Raw genomic sequence first — 18,779 nt, forward strand, 5'->3', positions numbered from 1 at the left:
CCATGCCTCACTTCAGTCCGGTGGTGGCGATTCCCTTGATCAGGAACCGTTGTCCGAAGAGGAACGCCAGGAAGATCGGCAGCAGCGAGATCACCGACATCGCGAACATCGCACCCCAGTTGCTGCCACCGGTCGAGTCGATGAACGAGCGCAACGCGATCGGCACCGTGAACATGTCCGGCGCGGTCAGGTAGATCAACGCGGTGAAGAAGTCGTTCCAGGTCCAGATGAACGTGAAGATCGCCGTCGTGGCCAGGGCCGGCACCATCAGCGGCAGGATGATGTAGCCGAAGATCTTGATGTGGCCGCAGCCGTCCAGCCGGGCCGCCTCGTCCAGCTGGGTCGGGATGCCGCGGATGAACTGGACCATCAGGAACACGAAGAACGCGTCGGTGGCCAGGAACTTCGGCACCAGCAACGGCCAGAACGTGTTCACCCAGTCCATCTGCGAGAACATGATGTACTGCGGCACCACGGTGACGTGGAACGGCAGCATGATCGTCAGCAGCATCAGGGCGAACCAGAGCCGGCGCAGCTTGAACCGGAGCCGGGCGAAGGCGTACGCGGCGAGCGAGCAGGACACCAGGTTGCCCAGGATCGAGCCGAAGACGACAATCGCCGAGTTGGCCAGGTACTGCCCGAAGGGGTACGCCAGCGCGTTCCAGCCCAGCTCGTAGTTCTCCACGTTCAGGCTGGTCAGCCAGAGCCCGGGCTGGCGGAAGATCAACTCGTTCGGCCGCAGCGAGCTGACCGCCATCCAGAGCAGCGGATAGATCATCAGGATCCCGGCGACGATCATCAGCACGTGCTTGAGCACGGATCTGACCGTCGCCCCGCCGGGCCGGCGCCGGACCCGGTAGTGGCGCACCGGCGGCGGTGCGGGCTTCGTACGGTCAGCCTCGATCAGTTCAGTCATCGTAGAACACCCAATACTTGGCGGCCAGGAAGTTGATCGCGGTGAAGCCGGCGATGATCACGACCAGCAGCCAGGCCATCGCCGAGGCGTAGCCCATGTCCAACTGGCCGAATCCCTTCTGATACAGGTAAAGCGTGTAGAACATCGTCGAGTCGGACGGACCGCCGGAACCGCCCGAGACGATGAACGCCTGGGTGAACGACTGGAACGCACCGATCAACTGCAGCACCAGGTTGAAGAAGATGATCGGCGACAGCAGCGGCAGCGTGATGGTGAGGAACCGGGTCCACCGGCTGGCGCCGTCCACCTCCGCCGCCTCGTAGTACATCCGCGGGATCTGCCGCAGCCCGGCCAGGAAGATGATCATCGGCGAGCCGAACGTCCAGACGTGCAACAGGATGATCGTGCCGAGCGCCGTGTCCGGGTTGGAGATCCAGCCCGGCGGCGACTGGACCCCGAGCAACTGCAGCACCTGGTTCACCAGCCCGGTCGTACCGAAGATCTGCCGCCACAAGATCGCCACCGCGACCGAGGAACCGAGCAGCGACGGCAGGTAGAAGATCGAACGGTAGAACGCCAGTCCGCGCATCCCGCGGTCCAGCAGCAGCGCAATCCCCAGCGCGAGGGCCAGCTGCAGCGGCACCGAGACGATCACATAGACGAAGGTGACCCGGAGCGAGTTGTGCAGCCGGGCGTCGTTCGCCATCGCGACGAAGTTCTCCAGACCGACCCAGTTCGGCGGCTGGAGCAGGTTGTAGTCCGTGAAGGACAACACCAGGGACGCGATCATCGGGCCGATCGTGATCCCGAACAGGCCGATCAACCAGGGCGCCAGGAACAGATAGGCGACCTTGTTGTCCGGCGTCTCGTCCTTGCTGCCCTTCGTCCGCCGCCTCAGCGCGCTGAGCTCACCGACAACGCTCATCGCGTCCCCCGCCCTTCGTGATCATGGACGTCACTTCTGGATGTTGGCGTTGATCTCGTCGATCATCTTCGTCGCCGCGTCGGCCGGCTTGGACTGGCCGAACAGGACCTCCTGGCCGTACCGCTTGACCACGTCGGGCAGGTTCCCGGCGCCGATCGGCGGTGCCAACGGGGTGTCGCCGAGCTCGGGCTTGATCGCATCCAGGAAGGCGATCACCTTCTTGTCCGACGCATTCAGCTCGGACTCGATGGCGGCCCGGACCTCGGTGTTCGGCGGCACGCCCCGCTCGGTCAGTCCGATCTTGCCCGACTCGATCGAGTTCACCAGGAAGTTGACGAACGCGACAGCCGCGTCCGGATCACCGGTCTTGGCCGAGATCGACCAGAACTGGGAGGCCTTGTACCAGAGCTTCGCCTCGGCCGCCTGGCCCGCCTCACTCGGATAGCGGAGCAGGGCGATGTCCTCGCCCGAGGCGTTGTCGAACGCGCTGACCTGGTTCGACCAGGCGAAGCCGAAGCCCAGCCGGCCGGTCGCGAACGCACCCTGGTCCAGCGACTGACCGTCCTCCTCGGCCACCACGCTCGCCGGCTGCCCGGCCTTGGAGTTCATCACCTCGAGGTTGTACGCATACCAGTCGGTCGCGTCGGCCACGTCGAAGGCCAGCCCGGTCGCCGTGAACAGCGCCTTGCCGCGTTGCCGGAGGAAGGCGCTGAAGGCCGCGTCGTTGGAGATCAGCGATCCCATCCCGAAGGTCCCGTTCGGGCTGCCCTTCGTCACCGCGGCGGCGACCTTGATCAACTCGTCCCAGGTCCAGGACTTGTCGTCCGGCGGTTCGACGCCGGCGGCGGCGAAGACCTTCGGGTGGACCATCGCGACCGGCGCGTTGATCCCGGCGTTGACCGCCATCAGGCCGGTGTCGGTCTGGCCGGGCTCGACGGTGCCCGGAGCGAACTTGGACACGTCGACCTTGCCGTTCAGATCCAGCAGGGCGCCGCGGCCGCCGTACTCGCGGACGTACTTCTCGTCCATCTGGATGATGTCCGGCGCGCCGTTCCCGGCGACCTGGGTGGCCAGCTTGTCCCAGTAGGCGTTCCAGTCGCCGAACTCGGGAGCGACGGTGACGTCGGGCTTCTCGGTCTTGAAGGCCTCGATGATCTTGAGCGTGTTCGCCTGCCGGGTGTCGTTGCCCCACCAGGTGACGCGGAGTTTGCCGGTGCCACCGCCGGCGGGTGTGCTCTGTCCGCGGCCGCAGCCGGCGACGGCCACCAGCCCGGCGGAGAGACTGAGGCCGAGCAGTGCTCGTCGGCCAAGGGTTGTGGGCACATCGGCCCTTCCAGGAATCATCGTCGACTCGTCCTTCCCGAGAGATTGCGGGACTGAGCAGTGCTCAGTAACCGCTTTCTAACAGCCGCGCGACGATCCTGTCAATGCCGCACGGGGGCGACGATTCCACGGATTTCCGTTATGTCACGAGTCGGTGGCCGATCAGGCAGGATGTCGGGCGTCCCGGTTCGTGCTCGCGCGCGTTTGCCGCGATCGGCCAGACTGAGAAAACGATTCCGTAACGCCCGGCTTCAGTCGACCCGGGCCCGGCCGGTGCTGCTGCGGGCGACCAGCCGCGGCCGGAACATCGCACTGCGCTCGGGCTTGCGGCCGTTCAGCATCGCCCACAGGCTCTCCCAGGCCAGCTCGCCGAGCTCCATCTGCGGCACCGAGGCCGTGGTCAGCGCCGGGCTGGTGAACTGGGCGAACGGGATGTCGTCGAATCCGGCGACGGAGAGCCGGTCCGGCACCTCGACGCCGAGCTCGTGCAGTGCGCCGAGCAGCCCGAGCGCCACCACGTCGTTGAACGCGATCACCGCGGTCGCGCCCGAGTCCAGCACCTGGCCGGCCGCGGCGTGCCCGTCGGCGAACATCGCGCCGCACGGGATCGAGACCAGCTCGATGGTCGAGCCGAAGCTCTCGAAGCCGCGCAGCCGGGCCGCATTGGAGGCACTGATCGGCGGGCCGGCCAGATAGGCGATCCGGCGGTGCCCGAGGCCGGTCAGGTGCCGGACCAGGTCGCGGATCCCGGACGCCCAGTCGATGCCGAGCAGCGGCGACGAGTCGTCGGTCGGTTCGCGGTTGAGCAGCACCACCGGCGCCAGTTCGGGCAGCAGCCGGCGCAGCTCCTCCTCCGGCATCCGCGGCGCGCAGAGCACCAGGGCGTCGCAGCGGCGGCGCGACTCGACGGCCAGGATCGGCTCCTCCTCGACCCGCTCGGCCGTGTCGGCGACGAGCACCCGGTAGCCCTCCTTGGCGGCGGCCAGGCTGAGCCCGCGCATCGCCCCGTGGAAGGCCGGATTGGTCAGGTCGGGCACGATGTAGCCGATCGTGTGGGACCGGCCGAGGGCGAGACTGCGGGCGGCGGCGCTCGGCGTGTAGCTCAGCTCCTCGGCGGCCTTGAGAACGCGCTCGGCGATCTCCCGGTCGACCGTCGACAGCCCGTTCATCACCCGGGAAACGGTTGCTCGCGAAACGCCCGCTTTCGTTGCCACGTCGGCAATGGTGACCCTGGTCTTATCCCTCGATCGCGCCATGATCTCCCCGCTCCCTGTCCCGCTGACTCTCGTAATTACCTAGTCGCCCCGCCACCTCGTCTCGGTCACGGGCAGCATATCCGGTTGCCGCCCAGGGCGGGACGGTTTGGCTTGCGATTGCCGAGGCTGGCCGAATAGAGTGAAGAAATCGGTTACTCAGATTGGCACTCACAGCGTTGCCAGTGAGGGAGACAGCGAACATGACCAGGAAGAAGTACGCACTCGTCGGCACCGGATCCCGGGCCCGGATGTATCTGAAGGCCCTGACCGAGAGTCACGCCGACGTCGGGGAGATCGTCGGCCTGTGTGACACGAACCCGGTCCGGCTGGCGTACCACGCGGAGCAACTCAAGCCCGCCGAGGTGCCGACCTACGCAGCCGCGGACTTCGCTGCGATGCTGGACGAGCAGCGGCCGGACTGCGTCATCGTCACCTCGATGGACGTCACCCACTCCGACTACATCTGCGCCGCGCTCGACCGCGGCCTCGACGTGATCACCGAGAAGCCGATGACGACGACGGCGGAGCGGATCGCCAGCATCGTCGAGTCGGTGGGCAAGTCGTCCGGCACGCTGACCGTGACGTTCAACTACCGCTACTCGCCGCGGAACTCGATCATCCGGCAGCTGATCGCGGCCGGCGAGATCGGCACCGTGACCGCGGTGCACTTCGAGTGGCTGCTCAACACCGCCCACGGCGCGGACTACTTCCGCCGCTGGCACCGGGAGAAGCAGAACTCCGGCGGCCTGCTGGTGCACAAGTCGACCCACCACTTCGACCTGGCCAACTGGTGGCTCGGCGAGGTCCCCGAGTCGGTGTACGCCCGGGGTGGGCTGCGCTACTACGGGGCGGAGAACGCGGCCGCGCGTGGCCTCGGCCCGCGGCCGGCGCTGAGCCGGGACACCGATCCCGCGACCGACCCGTTCCACATCGACCTGGCCGCGAACGAGACCAACCGGCGGCTCTACCTGGAGGCGGAGCAGGCCGACGGCTACCACCGGGACCAGGACGTGTTCGCGCCGGGCATCACGATCGAGGACAACCTCAGCCTGCTCGTCGGCTACTCCGGTGGCGCCCACCTGACGTACAACCTGACGGCGCACGCGCCCTGGGAGGGTTACCGGGTCGGCTTCACCGGCACCGCCGGGCGGCTCGAGCTCGAGGTCGTCGAGTCCGCCTGGGTGCGGCCGGCCACGACGACGATCGACCCGTCCGCGAACGACGACGGCGAGCAGGCCGCCGTACGGCCGAAGGGCGCCCGGATCCTGCTGCAGAAGCACTGGGAGCAGGCCCGCGAGGTGGAGATCCCGACCGGCACCGGTGGCCACGGCGGCGGCGACGTGAAGCTGCTGGACGACCTGTTCCGGGAGCCGGCCGAGGACCCGCTGGGCCACAAGGCCGGCTACCTCGACGGCGTCCGCAGCGTCCTGGTCGGGGTGTCGGGCAACAAGAGCCTGGAGACCGGGCTGCCGGTCCGGCTGGCCGACTTCGGCCTTCCGCTGGAGGCCTGACGATGAAGGTCATGGTGACCGGCGGCTCCGGGCGGCTGGGCCGGAGCGTCGTGGCCGGGTTGGCCGAGCGCGGGCACGAGGTGGTCTCGGTCGACCTACGCCCGGCCGACGGTACGGTCCCGGACGGCGTGGTCGAGCGGCAGGTCGATCTGACCGATCCCGAAGGCTGCGCGCGGCTGTTCGCCGAGGTCCGGCCGGAGGGGCTGGTCCACCTGGCCGGGATCGCGGTGCCGTTCGTGGCGCCGGAGCGGCACATCTTCACCACCAACGCGACGATCGCGTTCACCACCCTGCAGGCAGCCGTCGAGCACGGCACCAGCCGGATCCTGGTGGCCTCCAGCCCGACCCCGCTCGGGTACGGCTCGCCGCACGGCTGGCTGCCCCAGTATCTGCCGATCGACGAGGCGCACCCGCTGCTGCCGTGGAACGCGTACGCGCTGTCCAAGCAGACCATCGAGCACACCGTCGCCATGTTCAGCGCGCAGACCGGCGGGGCCGTCCGGCTCGGCGTCTTCCGGCCCTGCTTCGTGATCTCCCCCGAGGAGTGGCGGGGCGCGCCGACCCAGCAGGGCCACACGGTACGGGAGCGGCTGGACGACCCGGCCCTCGCGGCGGTGTCGCTGTTCAACTACATCGACGCCCGGGACGCGGCCGGCTTCATCGACACCTGGCTGGCCGCGGCCACCGAGCTGCCGGGCGGCGAGGTGTTCTATGTCGGCGCCGCGGATGCGATGGCCCGCAAGCCGCTGGCCGAATTGATGCCGCTGTACCATCCGGGCACGGACCGGCTCGCCGCCGGGCTGACCGGCACCGAGCCGGCGTTCTCGATCGCCAAGGCCGAACGCCTGCTCGGCTGGCGGCCCGGCCGCAGCTGGCGTACCGAGCTGGTCGACCATGATCATCCGACTGACTGAGGAGCACCCGTGACGTTGAGCTTCGATGGGGTCCTGTTCTTCCCGGTGACCCCGTTCGACGAGCGGTCCACGATCGTCGAGGGCTTGATCACCGAACAGATCCAGTCCCGGCTGGAGCACCGGCCGGGCGGCATCTTCGCCGCCTGCGGCACCGGCGAGTTCCACAGCCTCTCGGTCGCCGAGGTCGGCACCGTCGTCGGCGCCACGGTCACCGCGACGAACGGCGCGGTGCCGGTGATCAGCGGCGCCGGCGGTCCGCTCGGGCACGCGATCGACTGCGCGAAGGCCGCCGCGGACGCCGGTGCGGACGGGCTGCTGCTGTTGCCGCCGTACCTGGTCTCCGCCCCGGTCGACGGCTTGATCAACTACGTGCAGGCGGTGGCCGCGGCGACCGAGTTGCCGATCATCGTCTACCACCGTGCGAATGCGAAGTTCACCGCCGCGGCGATGGCCCGGCTGGCCGAGAACCCGCAGGTGATCGGGTTCAAGGACGGCGTCGGTGATCTTGCCGAGGCGCAGCGGATCGTGCTCGCAGTGAACGCCGCCGGGCGGTCCGACTTCCAGTTCTTCAACGGCCTGCTCACGGCCGAGTTGTCGCAGGCCGCGTACCGGGCGATCGGGGTGCCGCTCTATTCGTCGGCAGCGTTCGCGATGGCGCCGGAGCTGGCCAACGCGTTCTACACCGCGCTGGCCGAGGGCGACGAGGCGCGCCGGCTGGAACTGCTGGCCGGGTTCTACGAGCCGTTGGTGGCGCTCCGGGACAAGGTGCCCGGTTACGCCGTCTCGTTGATCAAGGCCGGGGTGGTCGCCGGCGGGCTGGCGGTCGGCGGGGTCCGGCCGCCCTTGATCGATCCGCCGGCCGATGATCTGGCTGCACTGAAGGAGATCCTGGCGCGCGGCCGGGACCTGCTCGGCTCATGATCACCGGCACGGTCGCCGGGCTGCGCACCCGGCTGCTCACCGCGCCGCTGCCCCGCCCGTGGGGTCCGGACGTGCCCGAGGTGCACGTGATCGTGGTCGAGCTGACCACGGACGACGGCCGGACCGGGACCGGGTTCAGCTGGACCCCGACGATCGGCGCGGCCGCGGTGCAGGCGCTGCTCGATCACGACATCGCCGAGTTCATGATCGGCAAGCCGGCCCATCCGGCGGCGGTCTGGGACGACCTGTGGCGGCACCTGCACGAGGCGGGTGGTGGCGGGATCACCACGATCGCGATGGCCGGTGTCGACCTCGCCCTCTGGGACCTGCAGGCCCGGACCCTGGGCCGCTCGGTGCCGTCCCTGCTCGGCGTCCGGCACACCGAGCTGACCGGGTACGGCAGCGGGGTGAACCTGCACTACTCGACCGAGGAGCTGCTGGACCAGGTCCGCCGCTGGCTGGCGACCGGCTACCGGGCGATCAAGATCAAGGTCGGCAGCCCGGATCTTGATCGCGACCTGGACCGCGTCGCGGCGATCCGGGAGCTGACCGGGCCGTCGGTGAAATTGATGCTGGATGCCAACCAGCGTTGGGATCTGGCGGCCGCGCTGCGCGCCGTGACCGCGTTGTCGCGGTTCGATCCGTACTGGATCGAGGAGCCGGTCCGGGCCGACGACACCACCTCCCACGTCGAGCTGCGGCGCCGGACGTCGGTGCCGGTCGCGGCCGGCGAGAACGTCCACCACCGCTACCGGTTCGCCGAGTTGATCATGGCCGGCGGGATCGACGTGGTGCAGCCGAACGTGGTCCGGGTCGGCGGGATCACCCCGTTCCTGCGGATCGCCGAGCTGACCGCCAGCCACGGGCTGCAGCTGGCGCCGCACCTGCTGGCCGATCTGTCCGCCCAGCTGTCGGTGACCCTGCCCGGTCCGGTCTGGGTCGAGGAGGTCGAGGACACCTCGTTCGAACAACTGGGCCTGGTGACCGCTCCGACGCCGGTCGTCCGGGACGGCGCGCGGGTCCGGGTGACCGATCAGTTGGGCCTCGGGCTGGACTTCGCCTGATCACGACTGCCGTTCCCGGCTGGCCTTGTCTATGCTGACTCCCAAATGAATCAGCCTTCGGGACCACCGGGCTGGCCTGCGGCGGGCCAGCCCGCCTGGGGTCCGCCCGCGGAGCCTGCCGCGGGTGCCGGCGGTCCCGGAGCCCGGTACCCACCGCCGCTGCCGCCGCCACCGCCCGAGCCGCCCCGGCGCGGCGGGCTGATCGCGGCCCTGGTGATCGTGATCTGCGTCCTGCTGATCGGGACGATCGTGATCGCCACCGGAGTGATTTCCGCGTTCCGCGACGTCGCCGGTGATCTTGGCCAGATCCCGACCGCGTCGCCCCGCCCCCGGCCGACGCTGACCAAGCCGACCCCGGCCAAGCCGACGCCCACCAAGCCGACCCGGCCGACGCCGCAGCAGCCACAGACCAGCCGACCCGAGCCGTCCCCGAAGCCGTCGGAGCCCGATCCGACGCCGTCGGAGCCGACCGAGACGCCGAAGGACCCGGGCACCGGTTTGATCAAGAACTCCTTGTACGAGCTCGACCTCGACCGCGGCGACGGTGACTGCGACATCAAGGTCCGGCGACCGAAGCCGCCGCTCAAGGACAAGCGGCTGAAGCCGTACCTGGAAGACGTCGTCGACTGCATGGTCGATCTCTACCGGAAGCCACTGGCCAAGATCGGCTTCGACCTGAGCACGCCCAAGATCAAGACCTACGACGGCACCGTGAAGTCACCCTGCGGACGGCTCGACCAGAACGGCTCGCCGGCCTACTACTGTTCCGCCGACCGGACCATCTACTGGCCCGAGACCAGCGACGACGACCGGGAGGCCTACACGTTCGCCCGGCTCGGCTACGTCGGCCTGCTGGCGCACGAGTTCGGCCACCACCTGCAGGCCGAGGCCGGGATGTTCCGGGAGTACTCGTACGCGTGGGCCGAGGCGAGCAGCGCGAAACAGCTGGAGCTGAGCCGGCGGCTGGAGCTGCAGGCGCAGTGCTTCGAGGGCGTCTTCCTCTCCTACGCCTCGGACTCGATCAACTTCGACGCCGACGACCTGTACGAGATCCGGGAGTGGCATTCCTACACCGGCGACGAGGATCCGCCGGAGACCCGGATCGCCGACCACGGCACCAGCCGGTCCCAGGTCCGCTGGCTGGAACGCGGCTACGACAGCACCGACTTCGGCCGCTGCAACACCTGGAAGGCGAGCACCAAGTCGGTGAAGTAGCTCACCGGCTCCCGACGGGTACGGGGTCGGCGAGCCGCGGCCGCCAGGCCGGACAGCCGACGAACAGGGCGGCCACGGCCGAGAGCTGGCCCACCATCGCGATGATCTTCCCGACCGGTGCCGCATCACCACCGGACGGTGCCTGCTCGAAGGTGTCGGCCATCGACATGCCCATCCCGAACGCCGTGATCCAGGAGGTGTAGCCGACCATCGCGACCAGCAACAGCCCGGCGATCACAACCCGCCGCGTGGTCGCGACCGTCGATTTCCGGCCGAGCCGGCAGAACACCGGGAACGCCAGCGCCAGCCCGCCCCAGACCACGGCCCAGACGATGATGATCGGCGCGCCGGTCGGCTCGCCCACCGCGGCCAGCCGGCCGTAGATCTGGTCCAGGCTCAGCCCCGGCAGCTTGGCCAGCGGGTTCCAGACCGTGACCTGCAGGATCATGATCGGCAGCAGCGCCAGCATGGCGGCCGAGAACGGCAGCGCGATCCGGAACCGGGTGGCCGGGTCGGTCGGCCGGGCACCCGGTTCGACGTAGGCCAGCTGCGAGCCGCCGAGCACCATCAAGGCCATCAGATTCCCGTACGGGATGGCCATCACGACCGTGAGGACCGCCAGCGTCGCCACCCCGGCCGCGACCAGCAGGACGGTCAGGGGCACGGGAGTCCGCAGTGCGCGGACCAGCAGCGGGACGCCGAGGGCGAGACCTGCGGAGCCGAGCAGGACCCCTGCCAGGATCAGGATCGCCGCGGCGACCCCGACCGCGGCCACCCCGATCGCGCCGTCGTAGAGCGTGTACGGATAGCCGCCCAGCAGCACCGCGGCCGACCCGAGGAACGCCGCCGCCCACCGCGCCCGCGCCGCCGTGTCGGATCCACCCGAAGTATCCACCGTGACCCCGTTCGTCACTCTGGCCTCAAGTTTTTCACGTTACGTGAAAAACTGTCGCTTCCCGCGAGATATAACGCGCGGGAAGTGCCAACAAGTGTGGGGAAGTGGGCTCGGGCCCACGAGGAGGTTAGGTTCCGACGGTCGCCCGTCCCCAGGCCGGACCGCCGACGATCAGGGCGAGGACCGTGGCCAGCTGGGCCACGATCGCGATGATCGGTCCGCCCGGCGAGATCGACAAGTCCGGGCCGATCCCGGTCAGCCAATGGCTGTAGCCGACGATCGCGACCAGCAGCAGCCCGGCACAGACGATCCGCCGCGGCGGTCCGGCGAGGATCGGGACCTCACGGAGACCCAGCAGCGGAAGGGCCACCGCCGCCACGACGCTGATCGAGGCCCACAAGATCATCATCCAGGTGCCGGCCGTCGGCCCGCCCACCGCCTGCAGCACGCCAATCGCCACGATCACCAGCACGGCGATCGAGTACGGCAGCGCGAGCCGCAGCCGGACGGCCGGTCGTGGGGACGGCGCGCCCCGCGCCACGAACCGCAGCTGTGTCCCGGCGACCACGACCAAGATCACCAAAGCCGCGAACGACAGGCTCATCAGGGTGGCGGCGGCCAGGACACCGAGACCGCAGAGCGCGGTGAGCACGATGGGCCGCGGACTGTCGGTCCGCTCCGGGTGCCGCAACAGCGGCGCCACGACGATCAGGCCGAGCAGACCGAACAACATGCCGACGAAGATCAGCAAGATGGCGATCGGACGGATCGCGCCTAAGCCCGGACCGCCGTAGTAGATCGTCTGGGCATGTCCGGAGATCAGCACGACGCCGGCGCCCATCAGCACCACCGCCCAGCGCACACGGATCGAACTGTCGGATTCCCGCAAATCCTCCATCACACGATGGTAAGGCAGTCAGTGACGTCCGTTCATGATCAGCGACATGGCCTCGGCGCGCGTCGCGGCATTGCGGAGCTGTCCGCGGACGGCGCTGGTGACGGTTCGGGAGCCGGGTTTGCGGACTCCGCGCATGGTCATGCAGAGGTGTTCGCACTCGAAGACGACGATCACGCCGCTCGGTTGCAGGAACTCGACCATTGCATCCGCGACCTGGGTGGTCAGGCGCTCCTGCACCTGCGGCCGCTTGGCGAAGACGTCGACCAGCCGGGCCAGCTTGCTCAGCCCGGTGATCCGGCCGTTGGCGTTCGGGATGTAGCCGACGTGGGCCACCCCGGTGAACGGCACCAGGTGGTGCTCGCAGCAGCTCCACACCTCGATGTCCTTGACCAGGACGAACTCGTCATGACCAAGATCGAACGTGGTGGCCAGTACGTCCTCCGGCTGCTGGGTCAGGCCGCGGAACAACTCGGCGTAGGACCGGGCCACCCGGTCCGGCGTCTCGCGCAATCCGTCCCGGTCCGGGTCCTCGCCGATCCCGATCAGGATCTCCCGGACCGCCTTCGCGATCCGGTCATGATCGAACGTGCCGGGGGCCAGCCCGGCGAGCTGCTGCTCGGTCACCGAGACTCAGGTCCCTGCGGCGGCTGCCCCTGCGGCGGCTGCCCGTCGCCGGGCTGACCGTTGCCTGCTTGACCATTGCCGGATTGGCCGTTGCCGGACGGCTCGTCCGGCTGACCCTGGTAGCCGTACGGCTGCTGCGGGTGCGGCGGCCAGGTCGGCTGACCCTGCTGCTGCTCCGGAGCGGGCTGCCCCGGCTGCTGCTCGTACTGGCCGTACGGCTGCTGGTACTGGGGCTGGTGGTACTGGGGCTGGTCGTACTGCTGCGGCTGCTGAGGCTGCCCGTACTGCTGATCAAGGGGCTGCTGGCCCTGCAACGGCGCACCCGGCCCGCCCGCGGGCGGCTGCCCGGGCAGCCCCGGCGGCACCGGCTGGTGTCCCGGCGGGAGCTGAGTGCCGCCCGGCGCGCCGTGCGACCCGGAGGTGCCGTTCGGCGACGGGGCCTCGATCTGCGGCGGAGGCGGCGTCACCGGCGGGACGCTGGACGGCTGCCGCTGGTCCGAGCCGGTCCAGGCCGGCCGCTTCGGCCACCGCTTGAGCGGCTTGAAGACCTCGGCGACCTGCTCACGGTCCAGCGTCTCCCGCTCGAACAGGGCGCGAACAAGATCATCCAGCACCTCCCGGTTCTCGCTCAGGATGTCGAACGCCTCCTGGTGAGCGGTCGCGATCAGTGCCGCGACCTCCTCGTCGACCGCGGCCGCCTTCTGCTCCGAGTAGTCCCGGTTGCTGCCGAAATCCCTGCCCATGAAGGGTTCCGCGTCGCCGGTGCCGAGCTTGACCGCGCCCAGCCGCTCGGTCATCCCGTACTGGGTGACCATCGCGCGGGCCAGGTTGGTCGCCTTCTCGATGTCGTTGCTGGCGCCGGTGGTCGGGTCGTGGAAGACCAGTTCCTCGGCCGCCCGGCCGCCCATCATGTACGCGAGTTGATCAAGGAGCTCGGCCCGCGAGTTGGAGTACTTGTCCTGCTCCGGCAGCACCATGGTGTAGCCGAGGGCACGGCCGCGCGGCAGGATCGTCACCTTCTGGACGGGGTCGGTGCCGGGCAGCGCCGCGGCGACCAGCGCATGGCCACCCTCGTGGTAGGCGGTGACCAGCTTCTCCCGCTCGTTCATCAGCCGGCTCCGCTTCTGCGGCCCGGCGACGACGCGGTCGATCGCCTCGTCCAGGTGGTAGTTGGTGATCATCCGCGCGTTCTGCCGGGCGGTCAGCAACGCCGCCTCGTTCAGCACGTTGGCCAGGTCGGCACCGGTGAAGCCCGGGGTACGACGAGCCACGGCCTCGAGATCGACATCGGGGCCCATCGGCTTTCCGGCGGCGTGCACGTTCAAGATCGCCAGGCGGCCCTTGAGGTCCGGGCCCTCGACCGAGATCTGCCGGTCGAACCGGCCCGGGCGCAGCAGCGCCGGGTCCAGCACGTCGGGCCGGTTGGTCGCGGCGATCAAGATCACGCCGCCGCGGACGTCGAAGCCGTCCATCTCGACCAGCAGCTGGTTCAGCGTCTGCTCGCGCTCGTCGTGACCGCCGCCCATACCGGCGCCGCGGTGCCGGCCGACGGCGTCGATCTCGTCGATGAAGACGATCGCCGGGGCGTTCTCCTTGGCCTGCTCGAAGAGATCGCGGACCCGGGAGGCGCCGACGCCGACGAACATCTCGACGAAGTCCGAACCGGAGATGGAATAGAAGGGCACGCCCGCCTCGCCGGCCACGGCCCGGGCCAGCAGGGTCTTGCCGGTGCCGGGCGGCCCGTACAGCAGCACGCCCTTGGGGATCTTCGCGCCGACCGCCTGGAACTTCGCGGGCTCGGCCAGGAACTCCTTGATCTCCTCGAGCTCCTCGATCGCCTCCTCGCAGCCGGCGACGTCGCTGAAGGTCGTCTTCGGGGTGTCCTTGTTGGCGATCTTGGCCTTGGACTTGCCGAACTGCATCACCCGGCTGCCGCCGCCCTGCATCGAGTTGAGCAGGAAGAAGAACAGCACGCCGATGATCAGGAACGGGATCAGGGTGCCGAGCAGGGACGAGAAGAAGCCCGGCGTCGGGTTCTCACCGTCCCACTTCTCCAGCGTCTTCTCGGCGTAGCGCTGATCCAGCCGCTCCCGCAGCGCATCGTCCTGATTGCCGACCCAGGTCGCCTTGTACTTGGTCGTGCCGTCGCCCATGGTGACCTCGATGGTCTGTTCACCATCGATCAGCTTGGCCTCTTTCAACGGCTCGTTGCCGTTGATGATCGCGACCACCTGCGACGTCGGGACGTCGGTGAAACCGCCGGCCAGCCGGCCGCTGAAATCGAGCAGCAGGCCGATCACCACGACGCCCAGAATGATCCACAGGATGGGCCCGCGGAGAATGCGCTTCAAGTTCATAACCTGCCTGCTGTGTCGGATTCACTCCTGCGTACACCACTCGCCAGGAGTACGAGTACGCAGGTAAGAGTATCGTTCGCGCCCAACCCCGGACCGGCGCTCCGGTGACCCGGCGCCCCGGTCGCCCGATCCGGTCCCGGTGAGTGGCCTGGGTCACGCATCAGCAGGGGCCGGACTCCCGAGGGTGGCACGAGCAGGTCAGCGGCCGAACGGCCCGGACTCAGACGGTCCAGTGGCCGCGGGCGGCCAGCAGGTCCGCCCGGACCAGCTCCGCTTTCCCCTCCGGGTCGCTCGGTTCGGAGTACTCGGCGGTGAGGCAGACCGGACGGTCCCAGCCGCGGTGGCGGAGGTGGCCGAGGATGCGGGCCCAGTCGGCCATCCCGGAGTCGGCCGGGCCCCACCAGTGCCGATACCGCGGCGCGCCGGGGCCGGCGTCCGGCTCCGGGCGGTAGTGGCCGTTCTTGAGGTTGACCAGGCCCAGCCGCGGCCAGGCCAGGTCGAGGGTCAGCACCGGGTCGACGCCGGTCAGTGCGTCATGGCCGGCGTCCCAGACCAGGTCGAAGCCGGCCAGGTCGTCGATCAACTGCAGTACGCCGAGCGTGCTCTCCACGAACCGCCCGCGGTGCGGCTGGACGCCGACCCGGACCCCGTACCGCTCGGTCAGCGGTTGCACGGCAGCCCAGTCCCGGCGCAGCCGCTCGGTCGAGGCGAGGTAGCCGTCGTCGCCGAGCGGGGCCATGATCCGGATCAGCGGCACGCCGGCCTCGGCGCAGGCCGCGAAGACCGGCTCGGTCGGATCGGCGGCGACGCTGATCACCGTCACACCCTGCTCGGCGAGGGTACGGACGAAGCCGGGCAGCAGCCGGCCGGCGGAGCCGGGATCGACGTACGCGCCCGGCCGGACCGGCACCTCGGCGCCGCCGAACCCGAGACCGGCCAGGCGCTCCCCCAGCGGGCCGGGCGCCTCGCCCGCCCAGGGTTTGCTGAACACGGCCCAGAGCGGTTCCTGCGGATGATCGGAATCAGCGTGCGGTGCCACGGATGCGCTCCTCGTCCACGTCGACGCCGAGGCCGGGCCGGTTCGGCACCCGGGCGATCGCGTCGGTGATCTGCAGGCCCTCGACATAGAGGTCGGCCAGCAGTTCGGGTCCGTTCAGTTCGGCCGGCAGGGCCAAGTCCATCAGGCTGAACAGGTGCAGGGCCGCGGCGAACCCGACGCCGCAGTCGGTCAGCCCGCTGGCCAGGATCTCCAGCCCGTGCGCCTTCGCCACCGCCGCGGTCCGCAACGCCTGGCGCAGCCCGCCCGCCTTGCAGAGCTTGATCACGACCAGATCCGCGCCGCCGAGCACCGCGGTCCGGGCCAGGTCGGCGGCGGTGAAGCTGCCCTCGTCGATCGCGACCGGCAGCGACGATCGTTCCCGGACCTTGATCATCCCGGCCCAGTCGGTGCTCGGCACTGGCTGCTCGACGCAGTACAGCTGCGGTACGTCCTCGATCTCCTGCAGCAGCCGGTGCAGCGAGGACGGCCGGTAGGACTGGTTGGCGTCCAGCCAGATCGGCTTGCCCGCGGCGGGTTCAGTGATCGCGTGCAGTGCCGCGGCGTCGGCCGCGACGTCCCCACCGATCTTGATCTTGTACGCGTGGTAGGCGGCACTCCCCCGGACCCGCTCCGCCATCGCCTCCGGAGTGTCGATGCCGATCGCCGAACAGAGCGGGATCTCGGTGTGCACCGCGCCGCCGAGCAGGGCGTGCACGGGCAGCCCGGCCAGCTTCCCGGCGACATCGTGCAGGGCCAGGTCGACCGCCGCCCGGGCGAACGGGAACCCGTTCGACACCGACGGGCTGAGCGCCCGGTCCGCCCTGCGGTGGAAGGATTCCACGGCGAACGGGTCGGTCCCGATCAGCAGCGGCGCCAGGTTGTTGTTGATCACCGCGACGATCGTCTCGGCCGTCTCGTAGCTCCAGCTGGGCAGGGCCCGCTGCTCGCCCCAGCCGGTCGCGCCGTCGTCGGTGGTCAGCTTGACGAAGATCACGTCGCCGGTCCGGTCGGGCTCGCTGACCGTACCGCTGCCGATCTTGAACGCGTGCGCGAACGGCACCGGCACGACGAAGGTCTCGAGCTTGCTGATCTTGGAGCTCTTTCCGGGGTCCCCGCGGCGTTGTTCGGGGGAGCGCAGCGGAGGAGAAGAACGTCGTGGGGTGGAGTTCATGCGAGCAGGCTCCAGCGTTGCGGGTCGACCCAGCTGGGGCCGTGGGATCCGTCGGCAAGGAAGGCGATCACGTCGTCGACGACGTACCGGACCAGGGCCAGATGCCCCTCCAGCGAGTCGCCGGCGATGTGCGGCGTGAGCAGCACGTCCGGCGAGGCGAGCAGCTCCGGCGACAACTGGGCCGGCTCGGGATCGTAGACGTCCAAGGCGATCCGGAGCCTTCCCGACAACGCCTCCCGCTCCAGGGCGACCGGGTCGACGGCGCCGGCCCGGGCCGAGTTGATCAGGACCGAGCCGTCCGGGATCCGGGCCAGCAGGTCGGCGGTGATCATGCCCTTGGTGGCCGGCAGGTCGGGTACGTGGATCGACACGACATCGGCGTTCATCGCCGCCGGCAGGCCGACCAGGGTGACGTCCAGCTCGCGGGCCCGCTCCTGATCAAGGTACGGGTCGTACACCAGCACCCGTGCCCCGAACGGTTCCAGCAGGCTCCGGAACGCCCGCGCCGTCGACGAGCCGCCGATCAGCGCGACCGTCCGGCCGCGCAGCTCCCGGCCCCGGAAGTCTGTCGGCTTCCAGCCGCCGGCCCGGGTCCGCGCGTCGTAGGACGGCAGCCGCCGGTGCAGCGTGAGGCAGGCGGCCAGGCAGTACTCGCCGACCGACCAGGCGATCCGGGTGGCGGCGGAGAAGACGGTCAGCCGGTCCCCGACCAGCGCGGACGGCACCAGCCGCTTCACCGTTCCGGCGGCGTGCGCGACGATCCGGGGCCCGGTCTCGCCCAACAGGTCCGCCGGCAGCGACGGCGTACCCCAGCTGGTGATCATGATCTCGGCGCCGTCGGCCAGCCGGGCCACCTCGGCCTGGTCCAGTTGATCACCGGCCCAGCGCACCTCGAAGCGTTCTTCCAGCAGGGCTCGGGTCTCGTCGTCGCAGACGTCGGCGGCGCGCGCCGGGGTCATCGCCATGGCCAGAGTGGGCATGCCGGTCAAGGTACGGGCCGAAGGCGATACCCGTCCAAGTCGAATTGAGCATCACCCAATACCGTCACGACATGGCGTGCGCGGGGTAGCATCCGCGCCGTGGATGCCCAGCCCCCGCCGCGCGGCCCGCGCCAGCGCCTCGGCGAAGATCAACGGCGCAAGCAGCTGATGGCGGCGACCGTCCTCGAGGTCGCCGAACGGGGCTACGAGGGCGCCACCCTGACCAAGATCGCCACCCGGGCCGACGTCGCCAAGGGCCTGGTCTGGCGCTACTTCGCCGACAAGGACGACCTGATGGAGGCGACCGCGAAGGCAACGCTGGAAACCATGCGGGCAACCATCGTCGACGCGCTCGACCTGGGCCGACCGGTGCCGGAGATCATCCGCGCCGCGCTGCGCCTGGCCGCCGCCCAGATCCGCACCCACCGGAACGAACTGGTCGCCCTGGACCGGATCCTGCACAACCTGCCCGGCCCGGACGGCGGCGAGCGGGTGATCACCGACTTCTACGAGGAGTCCTACCGGGGCCAGGAGTCGCTGTTCCGGCGCGGCCAGGCCGAGGGCAGCCTGGGCGACTTCGACGCCAGGATCATGGCCGTCACCTATCAGGGCTCGATCGACGCCATGCTCGCGTACCTCGAAATCCATCCGGAACTGGAGCCGCAGGACTACGCGGACGGCCTCGCCGAGATCCTCCTCGGCGCCATGAAGGCCACCGCCTGACCGAACTCCCGGGTTGGTTTATTGACCACGCGGTCATTACTATTGAC

Annotated in this window: 17 protein-coding genes; 6 read left to right on the top strand and 11 right to left on the bottom strand. The window is 69.6% G+C overall.

What is annotated here, in order from left to right:
- Positions 1 to 7 precede the first annotated feature (7 nt).
- The 4 genes from ACFQU4_RS13385 to ACFQU4_RS13400 all read right to left on the bottom strand — a co-directional run bounded on the left by ACFQU4_RS13385 (position 8) and on the right by ACFQU4_RS13400 (position 4,420).
- Positions 8 to 916 carry a carbohydrate ABC transporter permease gene (locus ACFQU4_RS13385; RefSeq protein WP_377492442.1) on the bottom strand — a complete coding sequence of 303 codons (909 nt, stop codon included), beginning with the start codon at positions 914 to 916 and terminating at the stop codon, positions 8 to 10.
- Complete coding sequence (locus tag ACFQU4_RS13390) at positions 909 to 1,841, bottom strand: carbohydrate ABC transporter permease (protein WP_377492445.1); 933 nt, start codon at positions 1,839 to 1,841, stop codon at positions 909 to 911. Before ACFQU4_RS13390 ends, ACFQU4_RS13385 begins: the two co-directional genes overlap by 8 nt.
- Positions 1,842 to 1,871: 30 nt before the next feature.
- The gene (locus ACFQU4_RS13395) at positions 1,872 to 3,164 is read right to left on the bottom strand and encodes an ABC transporter substrate-binding protein (RefSeq protein ID WP_377492448.1); all 1,293 of its coding nucleotides are present in this window, start codon (positions 3,162 to 3,164) and stop codon (positions 1,872 to 1,874) included.
- A gap of 251 nt (positions 3,165 to 3,415) precedes the next feature.
- A complete protein-coding gene (locus ACFQU4_RS13400; RefSeq protein WP_377492451.1) occupies positions 3,416 to 4,420 on the bottom strand; it encodes a LacI family DNA-binding transcriptional regulator in 1,005 nt (334 codons plus the stop codon).
- Between the two features lie 200 nt (positions 4,421 to 4,620).
- Here ACFQU4_RS13400 and ACFQU4_RS13405 point away from each other — a divergent pair, with 200 nt between their 5' ends.
- The 5 genes from ACFQU4_RS13405 to ACFQU4_RS13425 are packed head-to-tail and all read left to right on the top strand — an operon-like array spanning position 4,621 to position 10,045.
- On the top strand, positions 4,621 to 5,931 hold the full coding sequence (locus ACFQU4_RS13405; protein WP_377492454.1) for a Gfo/Idh/MocA family protein: 1,311 nt from the start codon (positions 4,621 to 4,623) through the stop codon (positions 5,929 to 5,931).
- Between the two features lie 2 nt (positions 5,932 to 5,933).
- Positions 5,934 to 6,845 (top strand): NAD-dependent epimerase/dehydratase family protein, encoded by a 912-nt coding sequence (locus ACFQU4_RS13410; protein WP_377492457.1) that lies wholly within the window; start codon positions 5,934 to 5,936, stop codon positions 6,843 to 6,845.
- A 9-nt stretch (positions 6,846 to 6,854) separates the two neighbouring features.
- Positions 6,855 to 7,766 (top strand): 5-dehydro-4-deoxyglucarate dehydratase, encoded by a 912-nt coding sequence (locus ACFQU4_RS13415; protein WP_377492460.1) that lies wholly within the window; start codon positions 6,855 to 6,857, stop codon positions 7,764 to 7,766.
- Positions 7,763 to 8,830, top strand: coding sequence for a mandelate racemase/muconate lactonizing enzyme family protein (locus ACFQU4_RS13420; RefSeq protein ID WP_377492463.1), 1,068 nt, complete (start codon positions 7,763 to 7,765; stop codon positions 8,828 to 8,830). Before ACFQU4_RS13415 ends, ACFQU4_RS13420 begins: the two co-directional genes overlap by 4 nt.
- Before the next feature lie 45 nt (positions 8,831 to 8,875).
- A complete protein-coding gene (locus tag ACFQU4_RS13425; RefSeq protein ID WP_377492466.1) occupies positions 8,876 to 10,045 on the top strand; it encodes a neutral zinc metallopeptidase in 1,170 nt (389 codons plus the stop codon).
- 1 nt (position 10,046) lies between these two features.
- Here the strand turns inward: ACFQU4_RS13425 and ACFQU4_RS13430 are convergent, their stop codons facing one another.
- The 7 genes from ACFQU4_RS13430 to ACFQU4_RS13460 all read right to left on the bottom strand — a co-directional run bounded on the left by ACFQU4_RS13430 (position 10,047) and on the right by ACFQU4_RS13460 (position 18,009).
- Positions 10,047 to 10,940 (bottom strand): hypothetical protein, encoded by an 894-nt coding sequence (locus ACFQU4_RS13430; RefSeq protein ID WP_377492469.1) that lies wholly within the window; start codon positions 10,938 to 10,940, stop codon positions 10,047 to 10,049.
- A gap of 127 nt (positions 10,941 to 11,067) precedes the next feature.
- Positions 11,068 to 11,838 (bottom strand): hypothetical protein, encoded by a 771-nt coding sequence (locus tag ACFQU4_RS13435; protein ID WP_377492472.1) that lies wholly within the window; start codon positions 11,836 to 11,838, stop codon positions 11,068 to 11,070.
- 18 nt (positions 11,839 to 11,856) lie between these two features.
- On the bottom strand, positions 11,857 to 12,462 hold the full coding sequence (gene folE, locus ACFQU4_RS13440; protein WP_377492475.1) for a GTP cyclohydrolase I FolE: 606 nt from the start codon (positions 12,460 to 12,462) through the stop codon (positions 11,857 to 11,859).
- Positions 12,459 to 14,819 carry an ATP-dependent zinc metalloprotease FtsH gene (gene ftsH, locus ACFQU4_RS13445; RefSeq protein WP_377492478.1) on the bottom strand — a complete coding sequence of 787 codons (2,361 nt, stop codon included), beginning with the start codon at positions 14,817 to 14,819 and terminating at the stop codon, positions 12,459 to 12,461. Before ftsH ends, folE begins: the two co-directional genes overlap by 4 nt.
- A gap of 220 nt (positions 14,820 to 15,039) precedes the next feature.
- Positions 15,040 to 15,858, bottom strand: coding sequence for a sugar phosphate isomerase/epimerase family protein (locus ACFQU4_RS13450; RefSeq protein WP_377492481.1), 819 nt, complete (start codon positions 15,856 to 15,858; stop codon positions 15,040 to 15,042).
- The gene (locus ACFQU4_RS13455; RefSeq protein WP_377492484.1) at positions 15,842 to 17,029 is read right to left on the bottom strand and encodes a mandelate racemase/muconate lactonizing enzyme family protein; all 1,188 of its coding nucleotides are present in this window, start codon (positions 17,027 to 17,029) and stop codon (positions 15,842 to 15,844) included. Before ACFQU4_RS13455 ends, ACFQU4_RS13450 begins: the two co-directional genes overlap by 17 nt.
- Positions 17,026 to 18,009 (bottom strand): hydroxyacid dehydrogenase, encoded by a 984-nt coding sequence (locus tag ACFQU4_RS13460; RefSeq protein WP_377492487.1) that lies wholly within the window; start codon positions 18,007 to 18,009, stop codon positions 17,026 to 17,028. Before ACFQU4_RS13460 ends, ACFQU4_RS13455 begins: the two co-directional genes overlap by 4 nt.
- Positions 18,010 to 18,108: 99 nt before the next feature.
- Here ACFQU4_RS13460 and ACFQU4_RS13465 point away from each other — a divergent pair, with 99 nt between their 5' ends.
- Positions 18,109 to 18,732: a TetR/AcrR family transcriptional regulator gene (locus ACFQU4_RS13465; protein WP_377492490.1), complete on the top strand. Its 624-nt coding sequence runs from the start codon at positions 18,109 to 18,111 to the stop codon at positions 18,730 to 18,732.
- Positions 18,733 to 18,779 lie beyond the last annotated feature (47 nt).

Source organism: Microlunatus sp. GCM10028923 (genome assembly GCF_042666975.1).
GTDB lineage: Bacteria > Actinomycetota > Actinomycetes > Propionibacteriales > Propionibacteriaceae > Microlunatus.

Bases quoted from the DNA above. Each gene is read 5' to 3' on its own strand.
- ACFQU4_RS13405 (WP_377492454.1), top strand. From the start codon at position 4,621: ATGACCAGGAAGAAGTACGCACTCGTCGGCACCGGATCCCGGGCCCGG.
- ACFQU4_RS13390 (WP_377492445.1), bottom strand. From the start codon at position 1,841: ATGAGCGTTGTCGGTGAGCTCAGCGCGCTGAGGCGGCGGACGAAGGGC.
- ftsH (WP_377492478.1), bottom strand. From the start codon at position 14,819: ATGAACTTGAAGCGCATTCTCCGCGGGCCCATCCTGTGGATCATTCTG.
- ACFQU4_RS13385 (WP_377492442.1), bottom strand. From the start codon at position 916: ATGACTGAACTGATCGAGGCTGACCGTACGAAGCCCGCACCGCCGCCG.
- ACFQU4_RS13425 (WP_377492466.1), top strand. From the start codon at position 8,876: ATGAATCAGCCTTCGGGACCACCGGGCTGGCCTGCGGCGGGCCAGCCC.
- ACFQU4_RS13435 (WP_377492472.1), bottom strand. From the start codon at position 11,838: ATGGAGGATTTGCGGGAATCCGACAGTTCGATCCGTGTGCGCTGGGCG.
- ACFQU4_RS13400 (WP_377492451.1), bottom strand. From the start codon at position 4,420: ATGGCGCGATCGAGGGATAAGACCAGGGTCACCATTGCCGACGTGGCA.
- ACFQU4_RS13455 (WP_377492484.1), bottom strand. From the start codon at position 17,029: ATGAACTCCACCCCACGACGTTCTTCTCCTCCGCTGCGCTCCCCCGAA.
- ACFQU4_RS13460 (WP_377492487.1), bottom strand. From the start codon at position 18,009: ATGCCCACTCTGGCCATGGCGATGACCCCGGCGCGCGCCGCCGACGTC.
- ACFQU4_RS13410 (WP_377492457.1), top strand. From the start codon at position 5,934: ATGAAGGTCATGGTGACCGGCGGCTCCGGGCGGCTGGGCCGGAGCGTC.
- ACFQU4_RS13420 (WP_377492463.1), top strand. From the start codon at position 7,763: ATGATCACCGGCACGGTCGCCGGGCTGCGCACCCGGCTGCTCACCGCG.